Raw genomic sequence first — 14,970 nt, 5'->3', positions numbered from 1 at the left:
TTATCGAAGGGATTCAAAATGACAGATTTAGACATCAATAAAGCGCTTGGCAAGTTAGTAGAGAAAGTTGACCAAGTAGAAGGTATCGTTGTTGAGCAAGGCACCGCCAAAGCTTGGCAAGCATTAGACAAAGGTGCGAAAAAGCTTCTTAGTAAGATTGGTGTTGATGCTGCTGAGCTAAAAAACCTTTTTGCTTTTATCGATCAAGTTTCGGCAGATCCTTCACTAACCTTAGACCTTGAAGAATGGCAAGTCCCCCTTGGCTCTGCGCTATCCATAAAAGGCCGAGTAGGGGGGCACTTAATTATCGATATAGTGCTACCGAGCGATGCAGAACAATATAGCGATTTTAAGCAAGCCAATATGGCCACGATTGCCATTGACCAGCAGCTGCAAATAGAAAGTGGTGTAAGCATAAACCTGCCGGTTAAATTGCTTAACATCTCTAGTAACGCAGAAGGCCAACTTAAATGGCAGGTAAAAGTAGTTTGTGCAGTTGCCCACGATCAAAAGTTAATCCGCTTTCTAGGGCAATTAACTAAAGAAGCGCTACCGCTGTTTTCTCTAGAGTCCTTATCTAATGTTATTAATGCGCAGTATTCTAGCCATGCAATTCAGGGCGTAGTTATTCAACAAAGTAGAGCGCTATCTGCCTCCGCCACAGCAACGTTGGGCCATGTTTGGAGTGTATCTGGCAACAACAAATTACTAGATGTAAAAGTTAACGCTAGTGCTGGTGCTTCATTCAAAGCCAGTTACGCGTTTAGCGGAGACTTTAAGTTGGTAATAAAACCGGCTGATATTGGCGTTCAAATAGCACTTTATCAACTAACCAACAGCACCAAACAAGCTGGGCTTAGCTTAGATGCATTAATAGAACTGCATGGCCTAGACAAAGTTGCAGAAACCTACTTAGCAGCGCCGCTAGAGAAACTAGAGGGCGAGGCTGCACAGCTACAAACTTTGTTAGAACGTTTTAAAGAACCTGGCACCTGGTTATTAAAAAACATTGATGAGCATTTTGCTCAAGCAATTAGCGAAGAAGATTGGAAAGACATCGCCTTATTGTTGGCCGATGGTGACAGTGATGGATTAGCAAACCAGCTAGGAGCAAGGGTAAAAGATAAGTTGGAGCTAGCCCTAACCACCCAACCTTTAGAGTGGTTGAGCAAACCCGATGAAACCTCGAAAAAAATAACTGAGTACCTGCAACACAATACCTTTCTAACGCCTGCTTTATCAAAGCGCTTAAAACTAGATGATTTACTTACAAAAAACTGCATCAAAGGCAAACAAAAGCTGGTAGAAGAAATAGCCGATATTGCCGACAAATCTCAGGGTAAAGTCGCGCCCTTACTAACCCCACTTAACCAACTAAAAGAGGCTAAAACAGAGTTAAAAGATCACTTAAACAAGCAACAGTTAGCTTCAACTTTAACTGACTGCGTAACTCGATGGTTAGAACAATACAACAAAGCACGTACTACCTTTAGCCAAGCCATTAAAAAGGCTGGTGAATTACAATTAGGCTTATCGGTTTACGGCTCTAGTAGTAAAGATAGTGGCAAACAAGCCATGTTAAGTTTTAAGCTAGTAGAAGCCAGCGCTACAGAATGCCAAGATTTGTATCAAGATCTACTTCTAGGCAAACCTATAAATCTAGACTCACTGCAATTAATGGAGCGTGATGGTCAGGTTAGTGATTTATCAGGCTGGTTAGTTAGCAGTAGCAAAATCAAAAAAGAAATTGGCCTTAAACTTAACCTAGGAGACAACTTCCAGTTTTCTCAGCAAAGCCTTATCAAGAAATTCGCCAGTGCAAAAGTAGACCACACCGGTCAGCTACTGGAATTAAATGGCGAAAGCGTAATAAGACACCAATCAAAAACGCTTAAAGAAAGTAGGACTGCAGAGTTTGTAAGTGCATTCGATGTACTCGCAGCCTTAAAGTTTGGCGCCAGCCCCAACATCGGTATTGGTTTAAGCTTTGAAGACAAAGGCGTAATGACCCCAAAAGAAATGGAACAGTTTTTAGCGCCGTTAAGCAATACTGCGTTTCCACTAATAGACCAAACTAGTTACTTATTAGCTTTACAGCAATTTAATCTGCTTTACCAAAGCCAGAGCTTGTCTCGTTCAATCATCGAATGCCAGTTAAATTTAGATGCCAGCGATATCCATGCGCTGGCAGCAACTAATGAAACTGACATTGAAGCCAGTGCCATCGAGTTACTTTGTAATATGACCTTGTCGGGCAACGAAAGAGGGCAAATAGCCCACGAAAGTAAAGTTGCAGAGCAGAGTAAAGCCCAACTAAACGCTTTTCTCGATGCCAGTTTAACCAGTTCTGCGCCCAGCAGCGCGCAATCTTCCTTCAAACAACTGCAGCAACGTGTAAAAGTCATACTGGCTAATGCTCATCGTTTATCAACATTTATTGGTATCTATCGGAAGCTAAGCCAGCAAATAGAAAACCTTCAGACGAACGACACAAAAGCCTATATAAAGCTAGTTAATCAAGCCAATGATGAGCTCATTGCTACCATGAAGTCATTCATTAAAGTACAAGGTTGGTTTAGCGGTTTGTTTAGCGAAGCAATTCCTAAAACTACAATTATTTTGCTAATTGTATTGGCGAAATACTTAGGTAGGGATAAACCCTTATTAACGCCAGTTATTTCTTACGATAGCAATGGCAAAACCCAAGTGCTTTAGTCGTTAAGCCGTGCACATACGTAAACAGTGCACGGCTGTTAAACATGGCAGCCTCGTAAATCTATGTTCAAGCTCCAAGAAAGCCTTTAATCCTATCGCCAAAGGCGCGATAAACGTCTTTATCTGTCCAATACAAAGTATGGCTCCACGGTGTATTGCCGCTAATGGGGCCGCCGACACTCACGCATTGGTCAATAACAAATTGGTAGCTGGGGCCAAGCTCTTTTAGCGGCCAGCCTAGCCAATCGTCTCCATCAAAATAGTTTAACCAACTAAACTCGATGCTCGGCTTGGTAAAACACTCTCGTGTTTGTAAGCCGCCTAAAAATAGGGGAATATTGCATCCTGTTGTGAATAGCAGTTTTACTCGGTTCCCCTTTAGATAGGCTAACTTATCGTCGTCGATGTTTTGTAAAAAATCGTTGTGATTTTTGTCCCATACCTTGGCATCGTTTCTATTTAGGGCATCCCAAAAGTAGTTAGAAATAACTTGTGCCCCAAGGCTATGGCAAATAATCACTACGGGAACATTTGTGTTAAAACCACATTCGTTCATACCCTTAAAAAAGGCAGCTTGTACCGCTTTTATAATCTCCATGTAGTCGTCGGTTTGCCTGCGTCCTGCTACTTCCAAACTTGTAGCATCTGAAAAAGAGTTCATAAAAAATCGTCGACCAAGGTTTGATAGGGTACTAAATCGATTGTGGTAGGTTTGCCAAATATCGTTAATCAATTGGTCTTGTGGCGCTTGTAATGCCGAGTAATATTTTACTCGCTGCAACGACACTTTATTCATTACATCGTTGCCAAGATACTCAGTGAGTTTTTCTTCTAAGCCATCGGCAAAGTTAGGTTTTCGTTGTCCCATTCCATGTACGGCTAAAACGATAAGCTCTTTCATAACAGTGTCCTTTTTAGGGCTTACTAAAAATATCTATTACGTTGTAAGAGGCTGCTGAAAAGAGTGTTCAGTAAAACTAGGCCTAAAGAAATTCTAGGCCATTCTGCAATACATAAAGTGCCATCCAAATTAAATATGTTTTAAGTCAATTAAATGTCATGCAATTTGTTCGAATGACTTAGCCAAACTACTAACGCTACATAGGCATAAGCTTAATTAAGCAATTTCGATTTATGCACTCACAGTGCAAGGTTAAAACTTTAGGTTTATTACACTAGCCAAAATTTTTTATTTTGGTTTTCAATGAACAAAAATCTATTGGCTTTGGCCATATCTAGCATGTTTGCCTCACACGCCATGGCCGGAGGTATATTGCTGCACGAAGTAGCTACCTTCGACAGTGTCTCTTCGGCGGGCGTTAGCAACCCCACCAACAACAAAGATGCAAGCGCGGCTATTACCAGCCCAGCGGGTTTGTCTTACATCGAAGACAGTAGCTTTTCTTTAGGCATACAGTATCTCGATGCTTATTCTAAACATGTTGGGCAATTCCCAAACACAGAGCTTCAGCTGTCAACTTACGGTGAGAATAAGTCCTTTGTGCCAAGTTTGGCTTATGCAACTCGTTTAGATGAGCAATGGGTAATTGCGGCCTCGTTACATGGCGATGGCGGTTTGGGCATGGGCTATCAAAACGGCCGAACAGGTTTAAGCATAATAAACCTAGAGTCCCAAGAAGCGCTAAACTTGCATCTTGCTGCGGCATATCGAGTAAACGATAGGCTTCATTTGGGTGGGGCATTAGTTGTGCAACATCTAATGACAAGTGTTGATTTGAATTTGGGCGATATAAACGCGAACGGTGATGTGTCCAGTACTGCAGCCAGCTTTATATTCTCAGGTATGTATCAGCTAAACCCGCAAACCTTAATATCTGCAAACTATAAACATCGGGTAGATCATCAAGATACTCATCTTGATCTAGATGTATCTAATGACCAAAGCATCCCGCTTGATGTTGGTGTTGTTTGGCCTAGCCGTTTAGATCTTGGTATTTCCCATTCTTTAAGTAATCAGTTCACTGTTAAAGCTATGACAGGCGTTGAAATGTGGTCTGACTTTAATAGCGCTGAACTTGGTGCAAACAACGTTTTTAGTGTAGGTACAGCTTTGGCCTATCAAGCTAATGATTGGGTTTACCAAGCGGGAGTGCGTTATGACTCACCCATGTTTGATACAGAAGATATGGTGCCAGAACTAACTATTTCTCAAAACTGGTCTGCAGGCATTGGTGCAGAGAAAACCAGACATAATGGGCATCGCTTTGGCGTCGCTTATGAATACCGTCACCTCGGCAATCATGAGGTAAATTATTCAATGAGTGAACAAACTAGCAGGTATTCTTACTTTGACGGCCGAGTAACAGAAAACCGCATTCACGTATTAAGCTTTAGTTATGCTTACTAATTGCTAAATGTCCTTTGATACAGTCGCAACAAACTAGGGCGTTACTCGCCCTATGTTGCTTGCGACTGTTTAGATTTAAACACCAGCAATAAAGTATTAGCGCTAAGCGTTTAGCTGCTTAATCTAATTACGTTCAGCAGTAGTGAGGGCGATTATATAAGTTATGATAGCGCTTAAGCCTTTTAATTGACCTAAAGCATAATTAAACGAAAGCTTGATATAGACCTAATTAAAATCTCTAAAGTAACTAGCTCAAATCTATTTAATCCCCGCTAAGTTCTTCTCTCATTTTAATATCAATTGAATCAACAGGTCATAAATTGTTCACTATTTAAGCATCAAAACATAATAGTTCAAGTTAATTATGGGATTTACATTCCTGTAAATTACAAAAAGTTTGGTGAACTAAAATGTTTAATTGGATTAAGAAAATAGGCATGGTAGCCGCTTTAGTTCTTGCGTGTGCCTCACAAGCAAATGCAGAAACAGTAAAGCTAGCGGTAACAGATTTAGTAGGTCTTGAAGAGCTTCAGCGTGAGTTTGGAGCTTTTAAAGAAACGTTGTCTAAAGCCACAGGTTACGACATCGAGTTTTTACCTGTTACTAACCGTACGGCAGCGGTAGAGGCGCTACGTTTCAATAAAGTTGACTTTGTACTTACCGGCCCAGCCGAATACGTGGTTATGCAAAAACGTTCAAAGGCTAAAATTGTAGCCGGTTTCTCTCGCCCAGATTACTTTGCAGTAATCATTACTATGGCCGACAGCCCATACACTAACGCAGAGTCTCTAAAAGGAACCAAAATTGGTTTAGGTTCGGTGGGTTCTACCTCTAAACACCTTGGTCCTATCCAAGCACTTGCAGATGCCGGCCTAAACCCAGCAAACGACGTAGATGTGATTAACACCAAGGTTCCAGTTTTGTGGGAGTCATTGAAGAAGGGTGACGTAGCGGCTATTGGAATCAACCACTTAAAGTTTATCTCGCTACGTAACAAAGAGATTGAAAAAGGTGGCTTACAACCTGGAGAGTTTCGCGTTGTTGCACGTGGGCCAGATTTACCAAACGACGTATTAATGGCCGGCAGCCATGTAGACGACAAAATGCTAGAAACCATGAAAAAGGCATTTGTAGAACACTCAGAAGAACTGGTTGCGGCAATCTTAACCGGTGAAGACAACCAAAAGTACGCGGGCATGCGCTTTTTAACTGGCATTAAAGACAGTGATTACAACTATGTACGAGCAATGTACGCCACTGCCGGTTACCCAGAATACTCAGACTTTATTGGCGATTAGTCTATATGAGCAATTACGCCGCTGAGCCGACTACACTAGCCGATGCTAGTGTATCGGCAATTTCGCGCCTGCTCCAAGTGAGCGGGCTTACCAAAAGCTTTGATAACAGTAGCACTCCGATTTTTTCCGATGTTAGCTTTTCCATTTTTGCTTCACAGTCGGTTGCGCTTATCGGCTCCAACGGGGCAGGCAAAAGTACCTTATTGCGCTGTTGTTTAAGATTAATCGAACCCGATGCTGGTTCAATTGTTCTTGATGGCGAAACCATAGATAAAAAGTCAGGTCGCCACCTAAGTAAAGCCAGAAACAAAGTGGGTTTTGTGTTTCAAAAACACTGTTTGGTGCCTCGCTTGTCTGCTTTAAGTAATGTGCTGCATGGCAACTTAGCCTATAGCCAAGGCCCCAGAAACTGGCTACAAGGCCTAGCTAAACAAGAAGCGCGAGAGCGTGCAATGGATTGCCTTAAGCAAGTTGGTTTAGCTCACCTTGCAAATAAACGCTGCGACCAACTGTCTGGCGGGCAATCTCAACGCGTAGCAGTTGCACGGGCGTTAATGCAGCAACCCTCTATTTTGTTTGCCGACGAACCCACCGCCAGCTTAGATCCTCAGTCGGCGCAAGAGATCATGGAGCTGTTTAACGGCTTGGTGAAAAACCAAGGCCTAACCTTGTTTTTTGTCTCCCACAATATCGAACATGCCCTTAAATACGCCGACCGAGTTCTTGGTTTGCAAGAGCGAAAGTTGTCTTTAGACAGTGCAACCCACACGCAAAGTCTACAAAGTTTGCGAGCATTTTATGGATAAGCAAAAAGAAAATGGCTTAATGAATAACGTAATTGATGGCCAAACTACCTCAGACACGCCGATGCGGTTTGAACGGCCCAGCATAATAACCCAGGTGTTATTTGCTTTATTTGTGCTGTTCTTTCTGTGGTCTACCTCTAATGCTGGCTTGTCGATAAGCGAGTTATTGTCCGGCTTACCTAACATGGCAACAATTGGTGGTGAAATGATCCCGCCGGCCACCGATCGTGCATGGCCAATGGCAAATGCCATTTTAGTTACCTTTCAAATGGCACTTGTAGGTACGGTAATAGGTATTGCGCTTAGTATTCCTATTGCCATTTTGGCAGCGCGCAATGCTTCGCCGCATCCTATTGTGCGCCATGTTACTCGCTCGGTAGTCAGCTTTTTTCGAACCGTTCCAGATTTAGCATGGGCTCTGTTTTTTGTTGCCTCTGTAGGCTTAGGCCCATTCGCTGGCACCTTAACCATTATTGTCGACACTATTGGTTTTTGCGCCCGCTTTTTTGCCGAGTCGATGGAAGAAGTAGACCCTGGTCCATCTGAAGCATTAGCGTCAATTGGCGCAAATCCCATCGACCGAATCGCCGTTGTTTTAATACCGGGCGCAATGCCTAGTTTTATAAACATTAGTCTGTTTTCTTTAGAAAAGGCGGTGCGCTCGTCGGTGGTTTTAGGCCTAGTTGGCGCGGGCGGGATAGGCGCCGAGCTAGCGGTTTCCATGGAAATGTTTCGCTACGACCAAGCAGCAATGATCGTGTTAATGATTTTTGTATTGGTGTTTGCCGTAGAGCAGTTTTCTTCCTCAACCCGCAATCGACTATTACGTCAAAGTAAATAAATACATAGCGCCAAGCAACTAAGCCTTGGCGACCCTAAGTAAATGAAATTGAGATAGAAAAAAGTAATGGATGATAAAAACGTAGTTATCGAAAACGTCATGTTGTTAAGCGAACAAGGTTGGAGCGATCCTACCTGTGTATCTATTCAAAATGGAAAGATAAGCGCAATAGGGCAAGTGGCGGCAAATACTCACACCACACACATCGATGCACATGGCCAATACCTGTTACCCGGCGTTATCGATTTACACGGTGACGCCTTTGAACGCCACATTGCGCCAAGAGCAGGAACTCATTTCCCCTTAGAGCTAGCTTTAGCCGCTAACGACGCAAGCCTTGTGGCAAGTGGAATAACCACCTTTTATTACAGCATTACCGATGGTTTTGAGCCAGGCCCTCGCAGTCGCGATACGGTGCGGGAGTTACTGCAAACACTCGAGACTTTAATGCCTCGCTTTAGCTGCCAAGCGCGCATCCACATTCGCCACGAGAAGGTAAACGTAGAAAAGCACGAAGAGTTAGTTGATTGGATCTTAAGTGGCCGTATTCATCTTTTGTCGCTAAATGACCACTTACCACCACTAAACAACGAGCGCAAAATTCAGCGTTACCTCGCGGGTATGCGCAGGCGTGTGTCCATGTCGGTAGAAGACATTAATCAGTTTTTGTTAAACCTTCAACAACATCGAGAATTAGGCGAGCAACAGGCGCAAGCCTTAGCAGAAATAGCAGCCAAGCAAGGCATTTCGCTAGCCTCCCACGATGACGAAACCTTAGAAGAAGTAGCCAAGTCTATTTCTTTAGGCGTCTCTATTGCCGAGTTCCCAATGTCGGAACTGGCCGCTAGAGAATGCCAAAAAGGGGGAGCCGCAGTACTAATGGGTTCTCCCAATCTAGTACGCGGTGGCTCTCACGTAGGGGCGATTAGCGTTAAAGAAGCAATCGAGCATGGCGTGGTAGACATACTGTGTAGCGACTACCACTATCCAAGCCTATTTAGTGCACCTTTTACTGCAGTAAAAACCAACAACTTATCCTTGTACAATGCTTGGAAGTTAGTTAGTGAAAACCCAGCTAAAGCCGCAGGGCTAGGGGATACCAAAGGTAAGATAGAACTAGGCTACGATGCCGATTTTATTCTGCTTAGCGACGTAGATGGCTCACCGTTATCTATTTCCTCCACTTGGGTTAAAGGCGCGCGAGTGTTTGCGAAAGCTAATAAACTAATGGGTGTTTGTTAGTAAGCTAGCTAGTTGTTGACTAGTTGAAACTAAAAAGCTCAAGCTAAGGCTTGAGCTTAAGGTGAAAGCCAAGACCACCGAGAAGAAACTCACCATCAAGCGCATATCCAGCTACAAGAAAGCGTATAGGTTGTTTAAGTAAGAAAGCCCGCATAGGCGGGCTTGTTCATTTTAGCTTAAAAATTGATCGGGCTTGTGGTGATGAAACTTTATCCTGATATTATTGTTACTTTACTTATAGCCTGAATAGGAATGCGATATGCCATCAACTTTATATGCTGAATGCCCATGCTGTAAAAAGATTGCTGACGGAGATCTTAAGCAAATAGAAGAATTGTTTGGTTTTCGCAATATGAAAGATAGAGGTAAGCAGATAGTCCAATCTTACTGCCGAGTTTGTCGTAGCAAGAATTGCGGGCCAGACAATAAAAGTTGCTAACAAAAAATTTGGTGCTGAAATGGGTTTAGGATTATCCGCCAGCTTTTACCATGACATTTTAATTTTAACTTCTTTTTAGAGGTTATTGACAGAGTACTGGTGACGCGCCAACTACACTGCTCTTAATTATAACTCACTGCTCTTAAAGGCGATAAATCCAAAAAATGACCGATAATAAAAAAGAATGTTTCATCATAATGCCCATCGCTGATGTGGAAAGTCATCCAGACGGGCACTTTAAACATGTATATGACAACATTATTTCACCTGCCTGCATAAACGCAGGGTTCAAACCTATAAGGGCAGATGAAGTAAAGCAGACCAACCTTATCCATTTGGAGATATTGAAACAGCTGATAGAGGCTCCCATGGCTATTTGTGACTTAAGTAGTCGAAACCCAAATGTTTTATTTGAGTTGGGGATTAGGCAGGCCTTTGACAAGCCGGTTGTATTGATTCAGGAATTGGGTACTCCAAAGATTTTTGATATTGCACCTCTTAGGTACTTAGAATACTGCAAAGAAATGAAGTACCACGATGTGTTGGCTACTCAAAAAAGCCTAAAAGAATCTTTAGAGGCTACGTTTATAGCTGAAGGGACTCCCGGCAATGTTAACTCAATCGTCAAGCTGCTCGCCCTTAATTCTCCAGCTCAACTTCCTGACATCGAAAATAGCCGTGACCAGTTATCATTAGATGTGATACGAGCAGAAATGAAACAAATTAGAGCTATCATTGAAGATGTTGCGAGTCCAGGGTATGACCATGTATATAGCGTATTATCGAATGAAAAGGATGATTTCAACAATTCGGCAGTGCGTTACACGCGAGAAATGTATAAGCGTATAGAGTCTCAAGTTGCGCCTATCGTCAAATCTGATGCTGATACTGACTTAAAGAGAGTGAAATTGAAGGGTTTGCGTACAGAACTACTAACCCTTTTTAGCAACACCAAAAACATTAAAACATCAAATTACAATGCCAACCGAGATTTCAGTAGAATAATGGCTTTGATAGAAGGGGCATTATCGATGTCAGAAAATATCGACAATTAATGCCGATAATATCATTTACTGGCATGAGTTGATTTTTCCTATTTAAATGAAACGACCTTTGACTTAGATTGCTTCTCGACCATCCAGTCGGGGGAATTTCGCTGTTCTACAATTATCGAACCAAAGATGAACCACATCGTATTGTTGTAAATCAAACGCAGTGCAGTTAGCTAGCCCAGTAGAAAAGGGCACTTGCTTGGGTATTGTGTCAGCTTACCTTACAACTCTGCTTAAGGCGTTTTTTAAACTGGCGTGTTTTCATAGCCTTAACTATTGGTCGTTGTATTGCATCCCGCTTCAAATTGACAATTGTGTCAACTGGCATGTGCCAGTCAATTTTGCATCAAAAGGGAATCGCATGAAATCTATTAAAATGCTGTCTGCATTGGTTTTAATAGCAAGCTCGTTTACTGCAAACGCCACCTTTATTAGTGGAGATTACACCTTAAACAATGGTAAGCAAGTCGCACTGCAAGGGCTAGAATGGATGCCGCTTACTTACTCGCAAAGTTATTCTCGTTTATACGTTGAGGCCGATGGCGGATGGGTTGATCGCTTTGGCAATCAATGGCAACAAGATGATTGGCGCTACGCCACTCGTGCAGAAACGGCCACCTTACTTAACTCGTTGTGGGGTGGCAACTACCTTGGTTTTTCTAACGACAATTTTGCAGGTGCAACCTGGTTTATTGACCAACTAGGCGGCCTAGGCATAGATACTACACTTGGCCATAATCGAGTAGATCTTAAATTAACTAACGACGTTTGGCTTAACTATGATGTATCACAGTTTTTGTTTGGTGAAGATCTAGAGTGTTCGGATGAACTTCGATTAAGCTGCATTGGAGAAGTAGGCATTGCAGATGGATTTTATGATTCTATGGTAACCCGTAATATCCACACTGGATATGGCGTTTACATGCAAGCTTGGACTCCCTTAGGTTATTTTGATGACCTCTCCGGGGTAGATGCAGGTTTAAATAGTAACAACCGGGTTCGCTCTAAAAGCAACAGCAGTTCTATGCTTGGTTCGTTACTGGTAAGGCAACCCGCGATAGCCCAAGTACCAGAGCCAACAACGTTGGTATTGCTGGCTTTCATTTTACTCGGTGTTTGGCTTAAACGCCCTGGTCATTCAGCTAATGCTGCTAGCTAACAGCTAGTTTTAGTCAATTGATTATTGCTGTGTTTAAACTAGCCGCTCATTTTGAGCGGCTAGTGTTTTAGCTAGAGACTAAACCGTTTTGTCTGCAGTATTTAAAACAATTAGTTTTGTATTGGTCTTAAACAGCTTACAAATTAGCACGAAGAACAAGGGCGCAAATGACGTTTACCAATATGGTAAACACCGTCAAAGGTGAGATTTTCTTTGTTTGAGATTCAATGAGTTACTCACTTAATGTGAGATTCGGACTAGCTTTGGTGATTCACTAAAATGAGAATTTTTCCTAGAACCCACTCTGCGCGAGATTTTTATTAAATTCATTACATTACACCTAAAATATATACAAAATTAAATAATCCTACAAGTTATTGAGTTGTATCCACCCGCTGTGGCTTGAATGAATACAGCTACGCTTAATACTCACGCTGCGATAAGTCAGACAAAAGCAATGCTGCCTTATCGACATCGATAATCGGTCTCCTCCTGTATGGAGGAGCTTCCTTGATGAGATGATGGCCAAGCGATTCTTATTCCAAACAGCCTGCATGCAAGCTATGGCAAAACAGATCCCTGCTAGGGCCAACCGAAATGTAATCCGTGTTTTTAGTCACAGAGGAGCGACCTCAGAAACCGCTTCGAGAGCGTAGTTCGAACATAACGAAAGCGCCTGTTTGCTTCATCTAACGAAATCCGCTGTGCATAGGCAAAAGAGGGTAGAAAATCAAACTGTACTAATTATTCGACCACGTTAGGTTCGCGGTCGATATCGATAAATTTCCAGTGTTAAACACACAGCATGGCTTTTAATGTAATAGCTTATACCCAATTTGACACTTCACACTGCAGCTTTCGACCTCAACAAACATTTGAGTTCAAGAGCATCTAACAGTCACGAGGGAATTGTTATTAATCCGAAAGTCCACTTTTAAGTGGTGCTGAAGAAGGAAAACTAATGCGGGGTTACAAGCGTCATTTAGTCATTAGTTAAACTAGTTCAAATCAGATTGCACAGAATTATTACGAGCAACGACCCTAACTCGTTTTGAGGCAGAATCGTGTTTATTTATACAGAATTATTTGAAATCCGCTGATATCGCGGAATACTGTGGAAGTTTTTTGCGCGTTTACGCTGGCGCTCATCATTTATTTGTTTAATTCTCTATATATTAGTTTGTGGCGGTTTGAAATAGTAGGTTTGGACAACGCGCATGTGCATTTTTTTTCCAGATGGTATACTTAGAAGGATACTGATAAGTTCTTTGCATACAGGTAGTTAACTGTGCGCGTTTTTACTGGTCCAACAAGGTAAATGTGCATGCACACTAATAAAATGTTAGCGATTTAAATATACAAGGATAGTTTATGAGAGAAAAGACGAGTAAATTGAAGAAGTTTCTACCACTAATTGTGGCTTTTGGGCTTGCTTTAGTCCTATTTTTAGCAAATGTATTCTATTTGAAAACGCCATGGGATGATGTACTAAAAAGTATTATTGAAAATGGACTACCGTCTCTTCTCGCCATCATCGCTGTATCCATGATGATTGAGCTTATGGTTCGAAAGAAGGAAAGAGTGTCACTAGAAAACAACTTCCAGCGAGTTCTTCAAAATCAGGTTGGTTTCAATAGTTATGTCACTGTATACGACAAGGCATCATTAGGTATCGAAAAGATGGTGTATGATATGGATACATCAGAAATTAAGACAATTAAGTTCTTATTTATCGGTGCAGAGCAGGTCATGATTCGAAATGTTTTTTCTGCACTGAATGAACATAAGTTCACAAAGTTTAATGTTGAGATACTAATTCTTGAACATGAGAGTCCATTAGTAAATCAAAGAGGAAGTTCTATTGGGCACAAAAGTTATCAGACTAACATTGATTCAAATCTAGAGGGAGTGATTAATTATTTTAAAGCTAAAACAGATGATGGAGAGTTTGATATGTCGAGGTTAAGTATCAGAACGTATTCTACTGCGTCAAAATTTAAAGATATCCATTCCCTGCCATCCACAATTATGGCTGTATTTGACAACGAATTTATTGCTTTCTCTCCAATCTGGAACTCAAAAAATGTAAAATCTGGTCCAATTTGTTTTGTGCCGAGTGGGAATAAGCTATTCAGTATGTTGAGTGGGGAGTATAGCTTGGTAGAAAAAAACTCGGCTTCTTTTGACATAAAATTATAGTACATTTATTGTTTCTCAAATACACGATTAGCACTCTTGATAGTATGTCTAGAAGCATGATTTCTAATTTACCTACAGGTAGTTGTGTCATAAAGGTTACAGCTTTCGACTTACAAATATTGTTGCAAGTCGATGAGAAGAAAAGCAACTAGACAGTGAAGATGTTGATTTACAAGAACTATGGTCTGAATAATCTACTAAATTTAGAGACTACGTAATTTTTGGAGTGTTCTAGACCATCAAAATTAGGTATCAAATTAAGCGACTTCCCATACCTTTAGTTATGCTTGAATCGCTAATTTAGGAAAGTCGCTGGCAAATTTTTTGTCCAAAAATGAGCTGTCTCGTTAATCATAACATCTCTTGTTAGGTGGCCAAATTAACTATGCCACTAAACTGGTAGCTTTAGAGAAATAGTGCGTTCCTTTCATAATAAACTAGCTGTAATAGGCTTTTAGAACTTCTTGAAGTTTTTCATTAGGTTTGCCGCCAAGTTTAAATGCTTCATAGATCTCTTTATTCCTAATTACAACAACAGGCCTCTTGGTTGCCCTTTGGTATTCAGCTCTCCAGCTCCGAGCAGATCGAATCACTGTAAGGAACGACAGTTTAAGGTTAGTACGTACCTCTATATGGTAAGGCCTGAGAATACCCGACACTTTTTATGGTAAAAATGTAACTTAACTATAGAAGGTAAAACCATGGCTAAAGGCACACGCTATTCAGCAGAGTTCAAACAAGAAGCCGTTAATCAAATTACTGTTCACGGTTATGCCGTTGCAGATGTCGCAGAGCGTTTAGGTATAAGCACCAAAGCCTTGTATAACTGGATGCGTACCTACGCAAAGCCG

11 protein-coding genes are annotated in these 14,970 nt (G+C 41.6%); 10 read left to right on the top strand and 1 reads right to left on the bottom strand.

The window, feature by feature from the left end:
* The first annotated feature begins 18 nt into the window (after window positions 1-18).
* On the top strand, window positions 19-2,715 hold the full coding sequence (locus tag ACYFDN_RS03920) for a hypothetical protein (protein WP_483510056.1): 2,697 nt from the start codon (window positions 19-21) through the stop codon (window positions 2,713-2,715).
* Window positions 2,716-2,782: 67 nt separating this feature from the next.
* On the opposite strand, the gene ACYFDN_RS03915 is transcribed toward ACYFDN_RS03920, so the two are convergent.
* Entirely contained in the window at window positions 2,783-3,616 is an 834-nt protein-coding gene (locus ACYFDN_RS03915; RefSeq protein WP_016401467.1) for a hypothetical protein, read from the bottom strand.
* 303 nt (window positions 3,617-3,919) lie between these two features.
* Here ACYFDN_RS03915 and ACYFDN_RS03910 point away from each other — a divergent pair, with 303 nt between their 5' ends.
* The 9 genes from ACYFDN_RS03910 to ACYFDN_RS03870 all read left to right on the top strand — a co-directional run.
* On the top strand, window positions 3,920-5,083 hold the full coding sequence (locus ACYFDN_RS03910; protein ID WP_483510055.1) for an OmpP1/FadL family transporter: 1,164 nt from the start codon (window positions 3,920-3,922) through the stop codon (window positions 5,081-5,083).
* A 410-nt stretch (window positions 5,084-5,493) separates the two neighbouring features.
* A complete protein-coding gene (locus tag ACYFDN_RS03905; protein ID WP_016401469.1) occupies window positions 5,494-6,381 on the top strand; it encodes a phosphate/phosphite/phosphonate ABC transporter substrate-binding protein in 888 nt (295 codons plus the stop codon).
* Window positions 6,382-6,386: 5 nt separating this feature from the next.
* The gene (locus ACYFDN_RS03900) at window positions 6,387-7,187 is read left to right on the top strand and encodes a phosphonate ABC transporter ATP-binding protein (protein WP_483510054.1); all 801 of its coding nucleotides are present in this window, start codon (window positions 6,387-6,389) and stop codon (window positions 7,185-7,187) included.
* Window positions 7,180-8,028, top strand: coding sequence for a phosphonate ABC transporter, permease protein PhnE (gene phnE, locus ACYFDN_RS03895; protein ID WP_483510053.1), 849 nt, complete (start codon window positions 7,180-7,182; stop codon window positions 8,026-8,028). Before ACYFDN_RS03900 ends, phnE begins: the two co-directional genes overlap by 8 nt.
* A 66-nt stretch (window positions 8,029-8,094) precedes the next feature.
* Window positions 8,095-9,270, top strand: a complete 1,176-nt coding sequence (locus tag ACYFDN_RS03890) for an alpha-D-ribose 1-methylphosphonate 5-triphosphate diphosphatase (RefSeq protein ID WP_483510052.1) — start codon at window positions 8,095-8,097, stop codon at window positions 9,268-9,270.
* Between the two features lie 603 nt (window positions 9,271-9,873).
* Complete coding sequence (locus ACYFDN_RS03885) at window positions 9,874-10,764, top strand: hypothetical protein (protein WP_483510051.1); 891 nt, start codon at window positions 9,874-9,876, stop codon at window positions 10,762-10,764.
* A gap of 358 nt (window positions 10,765-11,122) precedes the next feature.
* Window positions 11,123-11,920, top strand: coding sequence for a PEP-CTERM sorting domain-containing protein (locus ACYFDN_RS03880; protein WP_483510050.1), 798 nt, complete (start codon window positions 11,123-11,125; stop codon window positions 11,918-11,920).
* 1,371 nt (window positions 11,921-13,291) lie between these two features.
* Window positions 13,292-14,119: a hypothetical protein gene (locus ACYFDN_RS03875; RefSeq protein WP_483510049.1), complete on the top strand. Its 828-nt coding sequence runs from the start codon at window positions 13,292-13,294 to the stop codon at window positions 14,117-14,119.
* Between the two features lie 701 nt (window positions 14,120-14,820).
* A partial coding sequence (locus ACYFDN_RS03870) for a transposase (protein ID WP_483510473.1) occupies window positions 14,821-14,970 on the top strand: 150 nt, incomplete at its 3' end.

This window comes from Agarivorans sp. D1326 (assembly GCF_056958115.1).
The sequence above is the reverse complement of the archived record's forward strand: the minus strand, read 5'-3'. Positions and strand labels throughout refer to the sequence as shown.